The sequence below is a fragment of the Nonomuraea sp. ZG12 genome (genome assembly GCF_052068115.1).
In the GTDB taxonomy this organism is placed as follows: Bacteria; Actinomycetota; Actinomycetes; order Streptosporangiales; family Streptosporangiaceae; genus Nonomuraea.
The window spans coordinates 1-22,346 of the sequence record NZ_JBQHCW010000039.1; the positions used below are offsets into that span (position 1 = coordinate 1).

At 74.2% G+C, this 22,346-nt stretch carries 2 protein-coding genes; both read right to left on the reverse strand.

What is annotated here, in order from left to right:
• On the reverse strand, positions 1-1,019 hold a 1,019-nt coding region (locus ACTMTF_RS46310), incomplete at its 3' end, for a beta-ketoacyl synthase N-terminal-like domain-containing protein (RefSeq protein ID WP_441116464.1).
• 54 nt (positions 1,020-1,073) lie between these two features.
• Complete coding sequence (locus ACTMTF_RS46315) at positions 1,074-22,343, reverse strand: type I polyketide synthase (RefSeq protein ID WP_441116465.1); 21,270 nt, start codon at positions 22,341-22,343, stop codon at positions 1,074-1,076.
• Between the last annotated feature and the right edge of the window lie 3 nt (positions 22,344-22,346).

Here is a 22,346-nt window from a genome sequence, read left to right on the forward strand (position 1 = left end):
CCGTGCGCCTCCACCACATCGACGTCCGCTGCCGACAGCCGGGCACTCGCCAACGCGGCCCGGATCACCCGCTGCTGCGAAGGACCATTCGGAGCCGACAGTCCGTTCGACGCACCGTCCTGATTCACCGCGCTGCCGCGCACCACCGCCAGCACCGGATGCCCGTTGCGCCGCGCGTCCGACAGCCGCTCCACCACCAGGACGGCGGCTCCCTCGCCCCAGCCCGTCCCGTCCGCGCCGGCGCCGAACGACTTGCACCGCCCGTCGGAGGCCAGCCCCTGCTGCTCGGCGAAGGCCGCGAACCCGGCCGGGGTCGCCATCACCGTCACCCCGCCCGCCAGCGCCAGTGTGCACTCCCCCGACCGCAACGCCTGCACCGCCAGGTGCAGGGCCACCAGCGAGGACGAACACGCCGTGTCCACGGTCACCGACGGCCCTTCCAGGCCCAGCACGTACGACACCCGGCCCGAGATGACGGCCCCCGAGGTACCGGTGAGCAGATATCCCTCCGAACCGGTGCCTTCCAGGCCGGCGCCGTACCCGGTGGGCGTTCCCCCGGCGAACACCCCGGTCCGGCTGCCGCCCAACGACCGCGGCTCGATCCCCGCCCGCTCCAGCGCCTCCCACGACGTCTCCAGCAACAACCGCTGCTGCGGATCCATCGCCAGCGCCTCACGCGGACTGATCCCGAAGAACCCCGGATCGAAATCGCCCACGTCGTAGATGAACCCGCCCTGCGCCGCGGACGAGGCGGAGCCGTCGAGCCCCGGCGCGCCGAACATGGCGGTGTCCCACCCCCGGTCCACCGGAAAACCGGACACGGCGTCGGTACCCGAGGCCAGGAGCTCCCAGAACTGCTCGGGGCCACGGACACCGCCCGGAAAACGGCATCCCATCCCGACGATCGCGATCGGCTCGGTCAAAGAGGCCGTGAAGCGCTTGTTCTGACGCCGCAGGCGCTCGTTGTCCACCAGCGATCCCCGCAGCGCCGCGACCAGATCTTCCGTAGACGATGCCACCTTGGGCTCCTTTTCACTCTTGCCGTGCGTTCGAGACGATCCGGGCTCGGGACGTCAGAGGAGTTCTTCGGAGCTGGACCGGTCGCGGGCGATCCTGATCAGATCGGCGACGTCCATCTCCTCGATGCTCACGGATTCCTCGTCCGGTTCTGGCGCGCCGTCCGCGACATCGGCCAGTTCGAGAAGGGGTTCGAGCAGTCCGGCACTTCTCAGCAGGCTGAGGGGGACCGACGACAGGACCTTCCTGAGTTCGGCCTCTTCGGCGTTCTCGGTGCCGCTGTCGCCGGCCGACGGGACGAGTTCCGACTGCAGATGCCGGGCCAGCGCGGTGGGGGTCGGGTAGTCGAAGATCAGCGTGGCGGGCAGCCGCATGGCGGTGGCCGTGGACAGCCGGTTACGCAGTTCGACCGCGGTGAGGGAGTCGAACCCCAGGTCCTGGAAGGCCTGTCTGGCGCCGACGGAGTCCGGGGACTCGTGTCCGAGGACGGCCGCGACCTCGGCCCGGACCAGGTCGGTCAGGATACGATCCCGCTCCGCGGGTGAGACGGCGGCCAGGCGCTCACCCAGCGGGCTGCGCGCCGCCTCCGTGACCTCACCATCCGCGGCGCCTGCGTGCAGGACCTGCCGGGCCTCGGGCAGATCACTGATCAACGGACTGGGCCGGCGCAAGGTGAAGACCGGGACGAACCGCTCCCAATCGATGTCGGCGACCGTCACCAGCCCTTCGCCGCCGTCCAGCGTCGCGGCCAGGGCGCCGATCGCCTGATCGGGGTCCATCGCCCGGATGCCCATCCGCGCCATCTGCGCCGCGGCCTCGCCCCCGTCCCGGGCTCCCATCCCACCGCCGCCCCACAGGCCCCAGGCCACGGACGTGGCCGTCAGACCGCGTGCACGGCGGTTTTCGGCCAGCGCGTCGAGGTAGGCGTTGGCGGCGGCATAGGCGGACTGATGCCCGCTGCCCCACACGGCGGCGATCGAGGAGAACAACACGAACGCGTCCAGGTCGAGGCCGGCCGTGAGCTCGTCCAGGTGCTCCGCCCCGGACGCCTTGGGCGCCAGATTCGCGGCCAGTTCCTCCGGGCCGCCCGCCTGCAAGGGGCCGCCCCGCTCCGTCCCCGCGGCGTGGAAGACGGTGCTCAACGGCGCACCACCGGAACCGATCCAGGCCAGCAGCCCGGCCACCTCCGCCCGCTCGGCGGTGTCACAGGCGACCACCTCGGCCCGGGTCCCGGCCGCCGCCAGCGTGGCGGCCAGCGCGGCGGCACCTGCCGCCGCCGGACCCGAGCGGCTGGACAGCACCACCCGCGAAGCGCCGCGTCCCGGCAACCACCGGGCCACCCGCCCGCCGAGCGCCCCGGTCCCACCTGTCACCAGGACGGCACCGCGAGGCGCCCACGAACGGCCACCACCCGGCCGCGGGCCGCGGACCAGCCGCCGAGCCATGATCCCCGCGCCCCGGATCGCCACCTGATCCTCACCGCACCCGGCCAGCACCGCGCCCAGCCGGGACGCGACGCGATCGGTCGACTCCTGCGGCACATCGATCAGGCCACCCCACCGATCCGGGTGCTCCAGCGCCGCCACCCGGCCCAGCCCCCACACCTGCGCCTGCACCGGACTGGTCAGACTCTCCCCCGGCGCGACCGCCACCGCCGACCGCGTCACCACCCACAACGGCGCGGTCACACCGGCATCCCCGAGCACCTGAATCAGCCCCTGAGTAGCGGCCAGCCCCGCCGGCACCGACGCGAACCCCGGCAGCGACGCCTCCTCCAAAGCCAGCAGCGACAGCACCCCGCTGATCGACGGCGCCGGCCCGTCGGCCGTGTGCGCGGACCGGACCTCGCTCAGCCGGGCGCCCAGCGTCTCCCGGTCCGCATCGCATGCGCCCACCTCGACCTGAATCGCCGTCGCGCCCCGGTCGGCCAGCATCCGCACGCAGTCAGCGGCCAGGCCGAGCCCGGTCGGACCCGTCACCAGGAGCCAGGTCCCGGTCAGCGCGACCGGTTCCGGATCGGAGATCGGTACCCAGGTGATGCCATGGCGCCAGTCCCCGGCCGCCGACGTCACCCGGTCGCGCTGCCGCCACGACGCCAGCACGGGCAGCACCTCGCTGAACGGCCGTTGCGCGTCCACGTCCAAGGCGCCGGCCAGACCGGCCAGGTCTCCCTGCTCGACCGCGGCCCAGAACTGCGCCTCCGCCGCCGTCCCGCTCCCGGCCGGGATCGCCGGCGCCTCGGCCCAGAAACGCTTACGGGAGAAGGCGTAGGTCGGCAGGTCGATCCGCCGTCCGGTGGGCAGGACGGCGGTCCAGTCCACCTCCACCCCCCGGGCGTGCGCGCGGCCGAGCGCGGTCATGACCGAGGTCGAGGCCGGCGTGTCGGGGCGGAGCATCGGGAGGAAGTCCGTGTCGTCGGTGCCGGGGAGGGTGAGCGCCGTCGATCCCATCGCGGAGAGGGTTCCGTCCGGGCCGATCTCGATGAACGTCGAGACGCCTTGAGCCGCCATCGTGGTGACCGCGTCCGCGAACCGGACCGGCCGGCGCGCCTGAGCCGCCCAGTACCCGGTCTCCGGGGCCGCGATCAGCTCGCCCGACAGGGCGCCCACCCACGGCACCGCCGGCATCCGGTGCTCCAGACCGGCGGCCACCTCGTCCAGTTCCGTGAGCACGGGGTCCATCCGCGCCGAGTGGAACGCGTGGCTCACCCGCAGCCGGCGCACCCGGCGGCCCCGCTCCCGCCACACCTCCACCAATCGGTCGACGGCGGCCTCATCACCCGAGACGACCACCGAGGCGGGCCCGTTCACCGCCGCCAACGACACCCCGGGCACGCTCTCCAGCTCAGCCGCGACCTCGGCCTCGCTCGCCGCGATCGCCGCCATCGCCCCGCCCAGCGGCAGCCCCTGCATGAGCCGGGCCCGCCTCGCCACCAGCGCGCACGCGCCTTCGAGGGTCAGCACTCCGGCCGCGTACGCCGCCGCGATCTCGCCGACCGAATGACCGGCCACCACATCCGGCACGATCCCGGCCGCCGCCAGCAGCGCCACCAGGCCGACCTCCACCGCGAACAACCCGGTCTGGGCGTACAGGGTCTGATCGGCGCGGACCGCGTTCAGCGCGTCACCCCCAGGAGAGACGCCGTTCAGGTCACGCACATCGGGAGCGCTGAGCACGACGTCCCTGATGGCCAGCCCCAGCTCGGCTTCCAGCACCTCGACCACCCGATCGAAGGCCGCCGCGAACACCGGGCTGGCCGCGTACAGCTCCCTGCCCATCCCGGCCCGCTGCGCCCCCTGCCCGGCGAACAGGAACCCGACGCGGCCCGTCCGGTCGGCCGGAACCGCACCAGAAAGCACGTTGCCCGCCCGCTCGCCCGCGGCCAGTGCCATCGAACCCGACAGCAACTCGGCCGGGTCCGCGCCCAGCACCACGGCCCTGTGCTCGAACACCGACCGGGTCGTGGCCAGAGACCAGGCCACATCGACCGGGTCCACGCCCGCGCCGTCGCGCGCCCGCCCCGCCAGCCGCCGCGCCTGTCCCGCCAGGGCGTCCACCGTCCGGGCCGAGAGCAGCCAGGCCAGGGGAGCGTCCCGAAGCACCTGCGGCGCGCTCGCGCCGCCGTCCGGGACGGCGACGGCGTCGTGCCGCGCCGACGCGTCCGGCGCCTCCTCGATGATCAGATGGGCGTTGGTGCCGCTGATCCCGAATGCCGACACCCCGGCGCGGCGCGGACGCTCACCCACCGGCCAGGCCGTCGGCTCGGTCAGCAGCCGGGCCTCGCCCATGCTCCAGTCCACGTGCGGGGACGCCTCGTCCGCGTGCAGGGTGCGCGGCAGGACCTCGTTCTCCAGCGCCAGCACCATCTTGATCACACCCGCCACGCCGGCGGCGGCGCCGGTGTGCGCGATGTTCGACTTCACCGACCCCAGCCACACCGGCCGGCCCTCCGGCCGGTCCTGCCCGTACGTCGCCAGCAGCGCCTGCGCCTCGATCGGGTCCCCCAGTACGGTCCCCGTCCCGTGTGCCTCGACCGCGTCCACGTCGCCCGCCCGCAGCCGGGCGTTGGCCAGGGCGGCCCGGATCACCCGCTGCTGGGACGGGCCGTTCGGCGCGGTGAGCCCGTTCGAGGCGCCGTCCTGGTTCACCGCGCTGCCGCGGATCACGGCCAGGATCCGGTGCCCGTTCCGCCGCGCGTCGGAGACCCGTTCCAGCAGGATGATCCCGGCGCCCTCGCCCCAGCCGGTGCCGTCCGCCGAGGCGCTGAAGGACTTGCAGCGCCCGTCCGTGGCGAGCCCGCCCTGGCGGGAGAACTCGGTGAACAGCCCCGGCGTCGCCATCACGGTGGCGCCGCCGGCCAGCGCGAGCGTGCACTCCCCGGACCGCAGCGCCTGGGCGGCCAGGTGGATGGCCACCAGGGAGGAGGAGCAGGCCGTGTCCACGGTCACCGCCGGGCCCTCCAGCCCGAGCGCGTAGGACACCCGGCCGGAGATGACGCTGCCCGCGCTGCCGGTGGTGCCGTAGCCCTCCTGGCCGATGCCGTACCAGGAGCCGCCGTATCCGCCCGCGAAGACGCCGGTCGCGCTGCCCCGCAGGGTCACGGGGTCGATCCCGGCCCGTTCCAGGGCCTCCCAGGAGGTCTCCAGCAGCAGCCGCTGCTGCGGGTCCATGGCGATCGCCTCACGGGGGCTGATCCCGAAGAAGCCGGGGTCGAACTCGCCCGCGTCGTAGAGGAACCCGCCGAGCCGGGTGGTGGAGGCTCCACCGCCCGCGTCGGCGGCGTAGACGGCGTCGGTGTCCCAGCCCCGGTCCGTCGGGAATCCCGCGATGGCATCGGTGCCGGTCCTCAGCAGCTCCCAGAAGTGCTCGGGGTTGTCGGCGCCGCCGGGGAACCGGCAGCCGATGCCGACGATCGCGATCGCCTCGTCCGGGGCCGCGGCGGCCACGGCGGGAAGCTCCGGCCGGGCCCCTTGGCGCTGACCTGGCCGGGCCTGCTGCTGGAGCTCGGCGCGCAGATGGGCGGCCAGCGCCGCCGGCGTCGGGTAGTCGAAGATCAGGGTCACCGGGAGTTTCAGCCCGGTGACGGCGGCCAGCCGGTTGCGCAGCTCGACGGCCGTCAGCGAGTCGAATCCGACGTCCCGGAAGGCCCGGCCGGTCTCCATCACCCCGGTCGGGCCGTGTCCGAGCACGGCCCCGGCGTGGGCGCGGATCAGGTCGGTCAGCGTACGGTCCGCCTCGGCCGGAGACAGGGCGGCCAGCTGCGCCCGGAGCGCCTCCCCCGCCGTCCCGCCCGCCGCGAGCGCGCGGTTCGAGCCGCCGGACAGGGTCCGGAGCAGGGCCGGGACCAGGGCGTTGGTGCCGGCCTGCGCGACCTGGGCGCGCAGCGCGGCCACGTTGAGCCGGGCCGGGACCAGCAGGGCGTCGTCCAGGGTCAGGGCCAGGTCCAGCAGCGCCAGCCCCTCGTCGGCGGACATCGCGCCGACCCCGCCACGGGTCATCCGGTCGCGGTCGCCCGCGCTGAGGTGGCTGGTCAGGCCGCTGGCGTCCGCCCACAGCCCCCAGGCCAGTGAGACGGCGGGCAGACCGGCGGCCCGCCGGTGGGCGGCCAGGGCGTCCAGGAAGGCGTTCCCGGCCGCGTAGTTGCCCTGCCCGGCGGCGCCGAACGTCGCGGCCGCCGAGGAGAACAGGGCGAAGAAGTCGAGGTCCAGCTCGGCGGTGAGCCGGTGCAGGTGCCAGGCGGCGTCCACCTTGGGCCGCATGACGGCGTCGACGCGCTCTGCGGTCAGCGAATCGATGACGCCGTCGTCGAGCACCCCGGCGGTGTGGACCACGCCGGTCAGCGGAGTCCCGGCCAGCAGACCGGCCAGGGCGCCCGGATCGACGACGTCACAGGCGACGATCCGTACGCCGGCCCCGGATCCGGCCAGTCCGGCGGCCAGCGCGGCGGCGCCGGCGGCGACCGGGCCACTTCGGCTCACCAGGAGCAGCCGCCCGGCACGACCGGTCACGACCAGATGCCGCGCGACCAGCCCAGCCAGCGTCCCGGTCCCACCGGTGACCAACACGGTCCCAGCCGCATCGCCCGGCATCGCCGCGGCTACGGTCCCAACCCGGTCGCCTGGCTGCGCTGGGGCGGGGGTGGCGGTGCGGCGGGTGAGACGGCGGGCGTGGGCACGGCCGGTACGGATCGCCAGTTCGGGTTCGCCCGAGCCGAGAGCGGCCGCGAGCACGCCGATCGCCTCAGCGGTCTCGGCGCTTTCAGCGCTGTCGGCGGGCGCGGCTCTTTCGGCGGTCCCGGCGCTGTCGGCAAGCTCGGCGACGGTCCGGGAAGACGGCAGGTCGGCGAGGATCAGGCGGCCGGGGTGCTCGGATTGGGCCGAGCGGACAAGCCCCCAGGCGGCGGCGGCCGGAAGGTCCGTGACCACGTCGCCGGGCCTGGTGGCGACAGCGCCACGACTGACGATGACCAGCCGGGCCTCGTCCAGGGCGTCCAGGGCCAGCCACCGCTGAATCAGTTCGAGCGCCTCGACGGTGGTCCGGCGGGCGGCCTGGGCGGTGTCCTCATCGTCCGCCGGGGTGTCTCCGATGCAGGCCAGCACCACATCGGGGGCCGGTTCGCCGGTTTCGACGAGGGTGGCGAGGTCGGTGTGGGCCTCGGCGTCGACCCCGGCGGCGGTCAGCGCGCCGGTGAGGCCGAGCCGATCGTCGCCGACGACGGCCCAGCGACCTGCCGGGGCGGCGTCCGTAACCGGCACGGGCACCCAGTCCACACCGAACATCGCGTCGCGCGTACGACCGGTGCCGGTCCGCAGTCTCTCGGCCGGGACCGGCCGCAGCGTCAGGGATTCCACCGACAGCACCGGGGCGCCGGTGGCGTCGACCGCGACCAGCGACAGTCGCCCGTCGCCGGGCCGGGCGTCGGCGGGGCGGCTGAGCCGGGCCCGCAGGGTCGAGGCGCCGGCGGCGTGCAGGGTCATCCCGGTCCAGCCGGACGGCAGGAGGATCTCGGCCGGATCGGCGGCGGGCCAGCCGTCCCCGGCGACCGCGACGACGTCCGGGAGCGCGGCCAGCAGGGCCGGGTGCAGGCCGTACGTCGCCGCGCCCGAGGCCTCGTCGGGCAGCGCGAGCTCGGCGAGGATGTCATCCCCGTCCCGCCAGGCGGATCGGAGCGGACCGTCCGAGGCGGCGTCAGCGCTGACGAGCGGGGTCGCGCCGGTCGGCGGCCAGATCGTGTAGGCGCCGGACAGTGACGCGTCGGCGGGCCGGTCCTGGTCGAGCCGCCCCTCGGCGTACCGGGTCCAGAGCTCGTCGGAGCGGGCGCGCCGGGCGTAGATCTCGACCGTACGCCGCCCGTCGTCGTCCGGGTCGCCGAGGACGACCTGGACCTGCAGCGGCGCGCCCGGCTCGATCACCAGCGGCTCGGCCGGGGTGAGTTCGGCGATCCGGGGGCAGCCGACCTGATAGCCGGCCACGACCGCGAGTTCGGTGAGCACGGTCGCGGCCGCCGCGGGTTCGGCGAGCCACGGCTGCTCGGCGAGGCTGAGGCGCCCGGTGACGACCAGTCCGTGGGCGTCGGCGAGCTCGACCGCGGCGCCGAGCAGCGGGTGGCCGACCGGGTCGAGCCCGGCCGAGCTGACGTCCCCGGCACCGGGCAGGGCCGGCCGGTACCAGTACCGCTCGTGTTGGAAGGCGTAGGTCGGCAGGGCGATCCGGCGTGCGGCGGGGAGCACCTTCGGCCAGTCGACGACGACGCCGTGCGCGTGCGCCTCGGCGAGGGCGGCCAGGACCCGGTCCGGGCCGCCGTCGTCCCGCCGGAGGGTGCCGGTGACCACCCGGTCGCCGCCGCCCGTGCCGGAAGGCTGGTCGGGGCCGGGGTCGTCGAGGGTGGCCTGGACGGCGGTGGTCAGGACCGGATGCGCGGAGGTCTCGACGAAGACCGTGTACCCGGCGTCACCCAGCATCTGGACGGTCTCGGCGAACTGAACCGGGGCGCGCAGGCTGGCGTACCAGTAGCCGGCGTCGGCCTCGGTTCCCTCCAGGATCTCGCCGGTCATGGCCGACGCCATGGGGATCCGGCCGGGCCGTGGGGTGATCGGCTCCAGCAGGGTGAGGATCTCGTCGCGGAGCTCCTCGACCTGCGGGCCGTGGGAGGCGTAGTCGACGGGGAGCCGGCGGGCCCGGATCCCGGCCGCCTCACATTCGGCGGCGAGCTCGTCCAGGGCGTCGGGGTCACCGGAGACGACGGTGGCGTCCGGGCCGTTGACCGCGGCGATGTCCACCCGGTCGGCCCGCGAGACCAGCCGGGCCTCGACCGCTTCGGCGGATTCGGCGAGCGACAGCATGCCGCCGCGCCCGGACAGCGCGGTCAGCGCGCGGCTGCGCAGGGCCACGATGCGGGCGGCGTCCTCCAGCGACAGGATCCCGGCCACGTACGCGGCGGCGATCTCGCCCTGGGAGTGCCCGAGCACGGCGTCGGGGTGCACCCCGGCGGCCTGCCACACCGCCGCCAGCGACACCATGATCGCCCACAGAGCAGGCTGGACCACGTCGACCCGGTCCAGGTCCGGCGCGCCTTCCCGGCCGTGCAGCACGTCGTCCAGCGACCAGTCCACGTACGGGGCGAGCGCCTGACCGCACTCGGCCAGCCGGGCGGCGAACACCGGGGACGAGGCCGCCAGCTCCCGGCCCATCCCGGCCCACTGCGACCCCTGTCCCGGGAACACGAACACCACCCGGCCGCCACCGCCACCGGCCGGCACCGTCCCGGTCACGGCCTGGGCCGACGGCCGGCCGGTCGCGACCGCCGTCAGCCCGGCCAGCAGCTCCTCCCGGCTCCGCCCCACGATGACGGCCCGGTGCTCGAACATCGACCGGGTCGTGGCCAGCGACCAGCCGATGTCCGCGACGCCGGCGGCCTTGGCGGTCTCGTCCGTGCCGGCGAACTCGGCCAGCCGGGCCGCCTGCTCGGCCAGGCCGGCGGCGGTGCGGCCGGACACCAGCCAGGCGGCGCCGTCCGACAGCACCGGCGGTTCGGCCGGCTCGGGGTTCTCCTCGGGGGGTGCGGCTTCCTCGATGATGAGGTGGGCGTTCGTGCCACTGATCCCGAACGACGACACCCCGGCCCGCCGGACCCGGTCGCCCGCCGGCCACGGCCTGGCCTCGGCCAGGAGCCGGACGTCCCCGGCCGACCAGTCGATGTTCTCCGCCGGCTCGTCCGCGTGCAGGCTGAGCGGCAGTTCCTGATGGTGCAGGGCGAGGACCATCTTCATCACGCCGGCGGCGCCTGCCGCGCTCTGGGTGTGCCCGAGGTTGGACTTCACCGACCCGAGCCACAACGGCCGATCCTCAGGACGATCATGCCCGTACGTGGCCAGCAAGGCTTGGGCCTCGATCGGGTCGCCCAGCGTCGTACCGGTGCCGTGCGCCTCCACCACGTCGATGTCCCCGGCCGCCAGCTTGGCGTTGGCCAGGGCCGCCCGGATCACCCGCTGCTGGGAGGGACCGTTCGGCGCGGTCAACCCGTTCGACGCGCCGTCCTGATTCACCGCACTGCCCCGCATCACGGCCAGCACCGGATGCCCGTTCCGCCGCGCGTCCGACAGCCGCTCCAGCAGGATCATCCCGGCGCCCTCGGCCATCCCCATGCCGTCCGCCGACGCCGAGAACGCCTTGCAACGGCCGTCCTCGGCCAGACCACGCTGCCGGGAGAACCCCACCAACGCCCCCGGCGTCGCCATGATCGTGACACCACCGGCCAACGCCAGCGAACACTCCCCCGCCCGCAACGCGGACGCGGCCAGATGCATGGCCACCAACGCCGACGAACACGCCGTATCGACGGTGACCGCCGGACCCTCCAGGCCCAGCGTGTACGAGACCCGTCCCGAGATGACGCTGGTCGAGGCGCCGGTCATCAGGTGGCCTTCGGAGCCGCCCCCACCGGACGCGCCGTAACCCCACGACGATCCCCCGGCGAAGACCCCGGTGGGCGATCCGCGCAGCGAGGTCGGATCGATGCCGGCGCGCTCCAGCGCCTCCCAGCAGACCTCCAGCAGCAGCCGCTGCTGCGGGTCCATCGCCTGGGCCTCGCGCGGGCTGATCCCGAAGAAGCCGGGGTCGAACTCGGCCGCGTCGTGCACGAATCCGCCCGAGCGGGCATAGGACGTGCCGGCCTTGTCCGGATCGGGATCGTACAGGGCCTCCAGGTTCCAGCCGCGGTCGCCGGGCAGGTGACTGATCGCGTCCTTGCCGGCGGAGAGCAGCTCCCACAGCCCTTCGGGGTCGTGGATGCCGCCGGGGAAGCGGCAGCCCATCGCCACGATGGCGATCGGCTCTCCCGTCACCGGGGCGCTGATCGCCGGGACGGACGTGTCCTGGACCAGGACGCCGAGCAGTTCGGCCGCCAGGTGCCCGGCCAGGACGGCCGTGGTCGGGTAGTCGAAGACGAGGGTGGCCGGCAGCCGCAGCCCGGTGGCCTCGTTCAGCCGGTTGCGCAGGTCTACGGCGGTGAGCGAGTCGAATCCCAGATCGCTGAACGCCCGGCCGGGCTCGATCAGCTCCGGCGACGCGTGCCCCAGCACGGCCGCGACATGGGTGCGGACCAGCTGGATCAGCAGCCGGTCGCGTTCGGGCACCGGCACCCGGGCCAGCTGCTGCCGCAGCGCGCTCGACCCGGCGCCGGCGTTCACCGCCGAGGCCACCCCGGCGCGGATCGGGCCGGCCAGCCCGTGCAGCAGCGGCGGCAGCGCCCCACCGCGCGCGGCCACCGCCCGGAGCCCGGCGACGTCCAGCCGGAACGGCACCAGCAGAGCCTCGTCCCGGCTCAACGCCAGGTCGAACACGGCCAGCCCCTCGTCGGCGCCCAGCTCGGCGGTGCCGCCGCCGGTGGCGCGGGCCAGCAGGCCCTCGCTCAGGTTCCGGCCGATGCCGGCCCCGGCGACCCACGCTCCCCAGGCCAGCGACAGGCCGGGCAGTCCCTCCGCGCGGCGGCGGGCGGCCAGGGCGTCCAGGAACGCGTTACCGGCCGCGTAGTTCCCCTGGCCACCGCTGCCGAACGTGGCGGCGGCGGAGGAGAACATGACGAACAGGTCCAGCCCGAACCCCTCGGTCAGCTCGTGCAGGATCCAGGCGGCGTCGGTCTTCGGCCGCATCACGGCGTCCACCTGGTCAGGGGTCAGGGAGCCGATCACGCCGTCGTCGACGATCCCGGCGGTGTGCACGACCCCGGTCAGCGCGTACGACCTGGGGATTCCTGCCAGGAGGCCCGCCACGGCGGCACGGTCGGTGACGTCGGCGGCCACGACGTGGACGTCGGCGCCCGCCTCGGCGACTCCGGCGGCCACGGCGGCGGCACCGGGGGCGGCCGGGCCGGAACGGCTGACCAGCAGCAGGTGCCGCGCCCGGCCCGTCGCGGCCAGATGCCGGGCGGTCAGGCCCGCCAGCGTGCCGGTACCGCCGGTGATCAGCACCGCGCCCGGCGTCCGCGCCGGTTCCGCCGAGCCCGGCGAAGCTGCCGGGCGGGTGAGGCGGCGGCCGTGAAGACGCTCATCCCGGACGGCCAGTTCCGGCTCGGCGGAACCGAGCCCACCGGCCAGCACGCTCACCGGCGCGCCACCGTCGCCGGGGCTCTCGTACGTGTTCGCGGGCAGGTCGGCCAGCGTGAGGCGGCCGGGGTTCTCCGACTGCGCCGACCGCAGCAGGCCCCAGACCGCCGCGGCGGCCAGGTCGGTCACGTTCTCACCGGGCCTGGCCGCGACCGCGCCGCGCGTGACGACGACCAGGCGGCTGTCGGCCATCGCATCCAGGGTCAGCCACCGCTGTAGCAGGGCCAGGACCTCGTTGGTCAGCCGCCGGGCCGCCCGCCCCTGGTCGGCGCCGTCGGTGCCGACGGCGATCAGCAGCACCTCGGGGATCGGGTCGCCGGAGTCGGCCAGCGCGGACAGGTCGGGGTAGGAGGCCGGAGCCATACCGGCCGCGGCGAGATCCTGGGTCAGGCCGAGGGAGTCGGCACCGACCACGGCGCACCGCCCGGCCGCCGCCGGTCCCACGCTCGGGACCGGGACCCACTCCACGCCGAACAGCGCGTCCCGCAGCGAATGACCGGCCCCCGGCGCCGACGCGGCCACCGGCCGCAGCACCAGCGATCCGACGGAGACGACCGGCGCCCCGGCGCCATCGACGGCCAGCAGCGACACCGCGCCGTTCGCGTCCTGCCGCAACCGGGCCCGCAACATCGTCGCACCGGCCGCGTACAGGGACACGTCCGACCAGACGAACGGCATCCTGGGACCGCCTTCGCCCGACGACGTCAGCCAGACCGCCTGCAGCGCCGCGTCCAGCACGGCCGGGTGCAGGCCGAAGATCGCCGCGTTCGTGTCGGTCCGGTCCGGCAGCGCCACTTCGGCGAAGACGTCGTCGCCTCGCCGCCAGGCGGCGTTCAATCCCTGGAACGCAGGGCCGAAGTCCTGCCCGGCCGCCGCCAGCGCCTCGTACAGACCGTCCACCCCGAGCGGGGTGGCGCCTTCCGGCGGCCACACCGCGAAGTCGGCCGTGTCCAGGTCGGCCGCGGGCTCGGAGGGACCCACCCGCCCGGCCGCGTGCCGGGTCCACCCCGTGCCGGCGTCCTGCACGCGGGCGAAGATCTCCAGATCCCGCAGTCCGTCCTGATCCGGGCCGCTCACCGTGACCTGGACCTGGACCTCCTCCTCCGGGAGCAGAACCAGCGGGGCGGCCAGGGTCAGCTCGTCGATCCGAGTGCACCCGACCAGGTGACCGGCCACCGCCGCCAGCTCCACGTAACCCGTGCCGGGGAAGAACGCCGTCCCGCCCAGAACGTGATCGCCCAGCCACGGCTGGGTCCGCGCCGACAACCGTCCGGTGATCACCAGGCCGTCGCCGTCGGCCAGCTCGATCGCCGCGCCGAGCAGCGCGTGACCGACCGAGCTCAGGCCCGCCGAGCGCAGATCCCCCGATCCCGCCGCCGGCGGCAACGGCCAGAACCGCTGATGCTGGAACGCGTACGTGGGCAGGTCGACCCGGGCCCCGCCGCCCAGCACCCCGGCCCAGTCGACGGCGACGCCCCGGACGTGCAGCTCGGCCAGGGAGGCCAGCATGCGTGCGGGGCCGCCGTCGTCACGACGCAACGTCCCGGCCACGACGGGCGCCGGGCCGGTAGCGTCGGCCATGCTCTCCAGGGTGACGCCGATGGCCGCAGTCAGGACGGGGTGGGCCGACACCTCGACGAAGGTCCCGTAGCCGCCCGCCCGCAGCGCCCTGATGGCGCGTTCGAACCGGACGGGCGCGCGCAGGCTCGCGTACCAGTACTCCGCGCCGGCCTCGGGGCCGGTCAGGTGCTCGCCGGTCATCGCCGACACCATCGGCAGGGTGGCCGGTCGCGGGCTGATCCCGTCCAGCAGGCTCAGGATCTCCTCCCGCAACGCATCCACCTGGGGGCCGTGCGAGGCGTAGTCGACCGGCAGCATCCGCGCCCGTACGCCGTCGCGCTCGCACTCGTCCCTGACCTGGCGTAACGCCTCGGGGTCGCCGGAGACGACGGTCGCGTCCGGGCCGTTGACGGCCGCGATCGCGACCTGTCCGGTACGGGAGAGCAGCCGGGTCTCGACCAGGCCGGCGGGCTCGGCGATCGAGAGCATGCCGCCGCGACCGGACAGCGCGGTGAGCGCCTGACTGCGCAGTGCCACGACCTTCGCGGCATCGTCCAGGGTGAGGATGCCGGCGATCACGGCGGCCGCGATCTCCCCCTGGCTGTGACCGACGACCGCGTCCGGCCGGACCCCGGCGGCCTGCCAGACCGCGGCCAGGGACACCATCACCGCCCACAGCAACGGCTGTACGACGTCGACGCGGTCCAGGCCGGGCGCGCCCTCCGTACCGGCCAGGACGTCACTCGGGGACCAATCGAGGTAAGGGCTCAGCGCCTGCTCGCACTCGGCCAGCCGAGCGGCGAAGACCGGGCTGGTCCGGGCCAGGTCCCGGCCCATGCCGGCCCACTGCGAGCCCTGGCCGGGGAAGACGAACACGGTCGGGCCGGGCGTGGCCGCCACGCCGGTGACCAGGCCGGGGGCCGGGTGACCGGCGGCGACGGCGGACAGGCCGCTCAGCAGGTCGTCCCGGGTGCCGCCGAGGACGACGGCGCGGTGCTCGAACGTGGACCGGGTGGTGGCCAGGGACCAGCCGACGTCGGCCGGCGTCAGCTCCGGGTCGGCGCTGACGCGGGTGACCAGGCGCCCGGCCTGGGCGGCCAGACCGGCCGAGGTCTGCGCGGAGACGAGCCAAGCGGTCGTCGGCGTGTGCGTGATCAGGGGGTCCAGGGTCCGCGCGGGGGTGGCGACGGGGGCCGGGGGGTCTTGGATGATCAGGTGGGCGTTGGTGCCGCTGATGCCGAAGGAGGAGATGCCGGCCCGGCGAGGGCGGCCGCCGGCGGGCCAGGGCACCGGCTCGGTGAGGAGCCGGACGTCACCCATGGTCCAGTCGATGTGCGAGGACGGCTCGGCGGCATGCAGGGTGGCCGGCAGCTCGCCGTTCCGCAGGGCGAGGACCATCTTCATCACCCCGGCCACGCCCGCGGCCTGCTGGGCGTGGCCGATGTTCGACTTCACCGAGCCCAGCCACAGCGGCCGCCCCTCGGGCCGGTCCTGGCCGTAGGTGGCCAGCAGGGCCTGCGCCTCGATCGGGTCGCCCAGGGTCGTTCCCGTGCCGTGCGCCTCGACGGCGTCGACGTCGGCGGCGGACAGACCCGCGCCGGCCAGGGCTGCCCGGATCACCCGCTGCTGCGAGGGGCCGTTCGGCGCGGTCAGCCCGTTGGAGGCGCCGTCCTGGTTGATCGCGCTGCCGGCCACCACGGCCAGGACCGGGTGCCCGTTCCGGCGGGCGTCGGAAAGCCGTTCCAGGACGACCATGCCCGAGCCCTCGCCGAGCCCCATCCCGTCGGCGCCGTCGGAGAACGCCTTCGACCGGCCGTCGGCGGCGAGCGCCCGCTGCTGGGCGAAGCTGAGGAACTCGGCCGCGTCGACCATGATCATCACACCGCCGGCCAGCGCCATCGTGCACTCCCCCGTCCGCAGCGCGGCGGCGGCCAGGTGCAGGGCGACCAGCGACGACGAGCAGGCCGTGTCGACCGTCACCGCCGGGCCCTCCAGCCCGAGGGTGTAGGAGACGCGGCCGGAGATCACGCTGGGGACGTTCCCGGTGAGCAGGTGCCCCTCGGCGCCGTCACCGGTCAAGCCCAGGGCCGAGTACCCGGACGCGGCGGCGCCGACGAAGACCCCGGTCATCGAGCCGCGCAGCGAGGTCGGGTCGATGCCGGCGTGCTCCAGCGCCTCCCAGGAGGTCTCCAGCAGCAGCCGCTGCTGCGGGTCCATGGCGATGGCCTCACGCGGGCTGATCCGGAAGAACGCCGGGTCGAACTCGCCCGCGCCGTCCACGAATCCGCCTTCGTTCGTGTACGAGGTGCCGAGGTTCTCCGGGTCCGGGTCGTAGAGGGCGGCGGTGTCCCAGCCCCGGTCGGCGGGGAACCGCGAGATCGTGTCCGTGCCGGTGCTGAGCATCCGCCACATGTCGTCCGGGCTGTCGACGCCGCCGGGGAACCGGCAGCCCATGCCGACAATGGCGATCGGGTCACCGGTCACCGCCGCCTGGAGGGGCGGTGCGGCCTGGAGGCCCGACGCCGGACCGGCGCCGGCCAACTGCTCGCCGAGGTGGCCGCTCAGAGCGTGCGCGGTGGGATAGTCGAAGACAAGGGTGGCGGTCAGCCGCAGGCCGGTGGCCGCGCTCAGCCGGTTGCGCAGCTCGACGGCGGTGAGGGAGTCGAACCCGAGCTCGGCGAAGGTCCGGTTCGGCTCGATCAGCTCCGGCGAGGCGTGGCCGAGGACGGCGGCGACATGGGAGCGGACCAGCTGGGTCAGGATCCGGTCGCGTTCGGCCGCCGGCACCCTGGCCAGCCGCTGCATCGCCCCTGATCCGGCGCCGGTGTTCACCGCCGAGGTCACTCCCGCGCGGATCGGGCCGGCCAGCCCGTGCAGCAGCGGCGGCAGCGCTCCACCGCGCACAGCCGCGGCCCGGAGCCCGGCGACGTCCAGCCGGAACGGCACCAGCAGGGCCTCGTCCCGGCTCAGGGCCAGGTCGAGCAGGAGCAGGCCGTCCTCGGCCCCCAGCTCGGCGGTGCCGCCGCCGGTGGCGCGGGCCAGCAGGCCATGGCTCAGGTTCCGGCCGATGCCGGCTCCCGTGACCCACGCTCCCCAGGCCAGCGACAGACCGTGCAGACCGGCGGCCCGGCGATGGGCGGCCAGGGCGTCCAGGAACGCGTTACCGGCCGTGTAGTTGCCCTGTCCGGGGCCGCCGAAGGTGGCGGCGGCCGAGGAGAAAAGGACGAACAGGTCCAGGTCGTAGTCCTCGGTCAGCTGGTGCAGGATCCAGGCCGGGTCGGTCTTCGGCCGCATCACCGCCTCGACGCGTTCGGGGGTGAGTGAGCCGATCACGCCGTCGTCGACGATGCCGGCGGCGTGCACGACGCCGGTCAGCGGGTGCGTCCGGGGGAGCGTCGCCAGCAGTCCGACCACGGCCGCCCGGTCGGCGACGTCGGCCGCCGCGATCCGTACGCCGGCGCCGCCTTCGGCGAGATCGGCGGCCAGAGCGGCGACCCCGGCGGCGGCCGGGCCGGAACGGCTGACCAGCAGCAGTTGCCGGGCCCGGCCGGTGGTCGCGAGGTGCCGCGCGGTGAGACCGGCCAGGGTGCCCGTGCCACCGGTGATCAGCACCGTACCGGGAACCCGCTCACCCACACCGACCGCGCCGACCTCATCGGCCGCGCCGGGTTCTCCGGCCGCGCTGGCCCCTGGGGACTCTCCGGTCGGGTCCGTGGACCACGGGACGGTGGCCGGACGGACCAGGCGGCGTCCGTAAGCGCGCTGATCCCGAACCGCCAGTTCCGGCTCTGCGGAACCGAGCGCACCGGCCAGTACGCCCACCGAAACCAGCGGTGGCACCGTCTTGTCCGCGCCCTCGCCCGCACCAGCGCCCGCACCCGCGCTCTCGGCCGTGCTCCCTTCCGCGCCTTCCTTTCCGTTTGCCTCGTCGTTCTTTTCTGCGCTTTTATCCGTATTTTCCCTGGCAGGAAGGTCGACCAAGACGAAACGGCCCGGGTTCTCCGACTGGGCCGAGCGCAGGAGGCCCCAGACCGCCGCCGCTCCCAGGTCGGTCACGCCCTCGCCCGGCTGGGCCGCGATCGCGCCGCGGGTGACGACCACCAGACGGCTGTCGAGCAGCGACGCCGGTGTCAGCCAGTGTTGCGCCGCCTCCAGCGCCTCGACCGTGAGCCGCCGGGCCGCCTGTGCCTGGTCGCCATGGGCGGACTCGCCGCTCTCGATCCCCAGCAGCACCACCTCGGGTACGAGGTCACCGGACTCGGCCGCGGCGGTGAGCGACGCAAGGTCCGGGTAGATGCTGAGCTCCACCCCTGCTTCGGCCAGCCCTGTGGCCAGGCCGAGGGAATCGGCGCCGACGACGCCCCAGCGCCCGACCGGTGCCGCCGACACCGGAACGGGGACCCACTCCACGCTGAACAACGCGTCTCGTAGCGCATGACCGGCCCCCGACCGGGACACCTCCACCGGCCGCAGCACCAGCGACCCGACGGAGACGACCGGTGTCCCGGCCGCGTCGACGGCCAGCAGCGACACCGCGCCGTTCACGTCCTGCCGCAACCGGACGCGCAACATCGTCGCACCGGCCGCGTACAAGGACACATCCGACCAGACGAACGGCATCCGTGCCCCGGCATCACCCGACGACGTCAGCCAGACCGCCTGCAGCGCCGCGTCCAGCACGGCCGGATGCAGGCCGAAGACCGCCGCATTCGTGGCGTTCTGCTCCGGCAACGCCACTTCGGCGAAGACGTCCTCGCCACGCCGCCAGACCGCGTTCAATCCCCGGAACGCCGGCCCCAGGTCCTGCCCTGCCGCCGCCAGCGCCTCGTACAGGCCGTCGAGCGGGATCGGATCGGCGTCCTCCGGCGGCCAGACCGAAAGGTCATCGGCGTTCGCATCGGCCGGTGCCGCCGCACCGACTCGTCCGGCCGCGTGCCGGGTCCACTCGCCCCCGGCGTCCGCCGACCGGGCGAAGATCTCCACCTCACGCAGGCCGTCCTGATCCGGACCGCTCACGGTGACCTGGATCCGCATCTCCTCATCGGGGAGGAGCATCAACGGGTCGGCCAGCGTCAGCTCGTCGATGCGGGTGCATCCGACCAGGTGACCGGCGACGACCGCCAGCTCCACGTAGCCGGTCCCGGGGAAGTACGCCGTCCCGCCGACCAGGTGATCGCCCAACCAGGGCTGGGCCCGTACCGACAAGCGCCCCGTCAGGACCAGCCCATCGCCGTCGGCCAGCTCCACTGCGGCGCCGAGCAGCGAGTGACCGACCGAGTTAAGGCCGGCCGACCGCAGGTCCCCCACGCCTCCGCCCAGCGACGACGGCCAGAATCGCTGGCGTTGGAAGGCGTAGGTGGGCAGGTCGACGCGCCGGCCGGTGGGCAGGACCGCGGTCCAGTCCACGGGAACGCCCCGGACATGCACCTCGGCCAGCGAAGCCAGAACCCGCGCCGGACCACCCTCATCCCGGCGCAAGGTGCCGGTCACCACCGGCACGATCTCAGCGGTTTCCAGCGTGGCGGCCATCGCCGTCGTCAGCACCGGATGCGGCGAAACCTCAACGAACACCCCATAGCCGTCACGACCCAGCCGCTCCACACCCCGCGCGAACTGCACCGTCGAACGCAGACTCGCATACCAATACTCCGGACCCGCCTCAGACCCATCCAGATAGTCACCGGTCATCCCCGAAACCATCGGAATCACCGCAGTACCAGGAACAACCCCCTCCAAGGCAGCCAGCACCTCACCCCGGATGCCCTCCACCTGCGGACCATGCGGCGCATAATCCATCGGCACGAACCGCGCCCGAACACCATCCCGCTCACACTCCGCCGCAAGCGAACTCAGCGCATCCACCGCACCCGACACCGTGACAGCCTCAGGACCGTTCACCGTCGCCACCGACACACCAGGCCGCAACCGAGCCTCAACAGCTTCCAGGGAAGCAGCGATCGACAACACGCCACCCCGGCCGGCCAGCGCCATCATCGCCTGACCACGACGAGCCACCACCCGCGCACCATCCGAAAGCGACAACACCCCCGCCACACACGCGGCCGCGATCTCCCCCTGACTATGACCGATCACCGCATCCGGACGAACCCCCGCCGCCTCCCACACCGCCGCCAACGACACCATCACAGCCCACAAAACCGGATGCACCACATCAAGCCGCGACAAAACCCCCGAATCGCCCAGCACCTCGACGAGATCCCACTCAACGTACGGAGCCAACGCCTCCCCACACTCAGCCAACCGAGCCGCGAACACCGGACTCGCCCCGGCCAACTCCCGCCCCATACCAACCCACTGACCCCCCTGACCAGGGAACACGAACACCTTCCGGCCGGCACTCCCCCCGGCCGGAATCGAGCCGCTGACCAGGCCGGCCGCCGGGGCGCCGGTGGCGAGCGCGGCCAGGCTCGCGGTCAACGCGTCACGGTCCGCGCCCACGACGACCGCGCGATGCTCGAACAGCGAACGGGCCGTGGCCAGCGACCAGCCGACGTCGACCGGGTCCAGATCCGGCTTCCTGGCGCTGAACTCAGCCAGCCGGGTGGCCTGGGCGGCCAGCCCGCCGGCCGTCCGAGCGGACACGAGCCAGGCCGCGCTCGCCCCGGTGAGGACCTTCGGCTGCGGCTCAACGGTTTCGGGGCCGGCCTCACCACCCGCTCCTCCTGCGTCCGCGAGCCTCTCGGCGGGCACCGGGCTGCCAGTGGGCGCCCGGTTGTCGGTGGGCACCGGGTTGTCGGCGGTTGGGGCCGCCTCTTCCGGGGCTTCTTCGATGACGACGTGGGCGTTGGTGCCGCTGATGCCGAAGGCGGAGATCCCGGCCCGGCGCGGCCGGGGCTTGCCTGTGGTGTCGTCGGCCTCGGGGTTCCAGGGGCGCGGTTCGGTGAGCAGCCGGACCTCGCCGGCCGTCCAGTCCACCCGGGGGGTGGGTTCGTCCACGTGCAAGGTGCGGGGCAGCTGCCGGTTACGCAGAGCCTGCACCATTTTGATCAGGCCGGCGGCCCCGGCGGCGGCTCCGGTGTGGCCGACGTTGGACTTCACCGAGCCGAGCCAGAGCGGGCGGTCCGGGGTCCGGTCGCGCCCGTAAGTGGCCAGGATGGCCTGGGCCTCGATCGGGTCGCCGAGGACGGTGCCGGTGCCGTGCGCCTCGACAGCGTCCACCTCGGCCGGCGACAGCCGGGCGTTGGACAGCGCGTCCCGGATCACCCGCCGCTGGGCCGGGCCGTTGGGCGCGGACAACCCGTTGCTGGCGCCGTCCTGGCTGACGGCGCTGCCCCGGATCACGGCCAGCACCGGGTGACCGTTGCGGCGTGCGTCGGAAAGCCGTTCCAGCAGGAACATCCCGGCGCCCTCGCTCCAGCCGATGCCGTCGGCGGCGCCGGCGAAGGCCTTGCAGCGCCCGTCCGCGGCCAGGCCGCCCTGCTCGGCGAAGTCGGCGAAGGAGTCGGGGTTGGCCAGCACGGTCACGGCGCCGGCCAGTGCCATCGAGCACTCTTGCGAGCGCAGCGACTGACAGGCCAGGTGAAGGGCGACCAGCGCCGACGAGCAGGCCGTGTCCACCGTCACCGCCGGGCCCTCAAGACCCAGCGTGTACGAGATCCGCCCGGAGATCACGGCGGTCAGGCCGCCGGTGAGCATGTAACCCTCGGTGCCCTCGATGCCGGCCACGCTCACGCCGTACCCGGAGTTGGTGCCTCCGGCGAAGACACCGGTTCTCGAACCGCGCAGACCGGCCGGGTCGATCCCGGCCTGCTCAAAAGTCTCCCAGGTGACCTCGAGCAGCATCCGCTGCTGCGGGTCCATGGCCAGGGCCTCACGCGGGCTGATGCCGAAGAAGCCGGCGTCGAACTGCGGCGCGTCCTGGACGAATCCGCCGGTCTGGACGTACTTCGTCTCGGTCTCGGAGACGACGGCCTCCCAGCCGCGATCATCAGGGAACGCGGTGATCGCGTCGCCACCGGCGGCCACCAGGTCCCAGAGCTCTTCGGGGTTGTTCACCCCGCCCGGGAACCGGCAGCCCATGCCGACGATCGCGATCGGCGCCCACGACGAGGCGGCCAGCTGCCGGTTGCGCTGGCGCAGCCGATCCGTCTCCTTGAGGGAGGCCCGCAGGGCGTCGAGAACCTTGTCCGCCGGCATGGTCATGAC

Excerpts from the sequence above, each read along its gene's own strand:
- ACTMTF_RS46315 (WP_441116465.1), bottom strand. The coding sequence starts at position 22,343 with ATGACCATGCCGGCGGACAAGGTTCTCGACGCCCTGCGGGCCTCCCTC.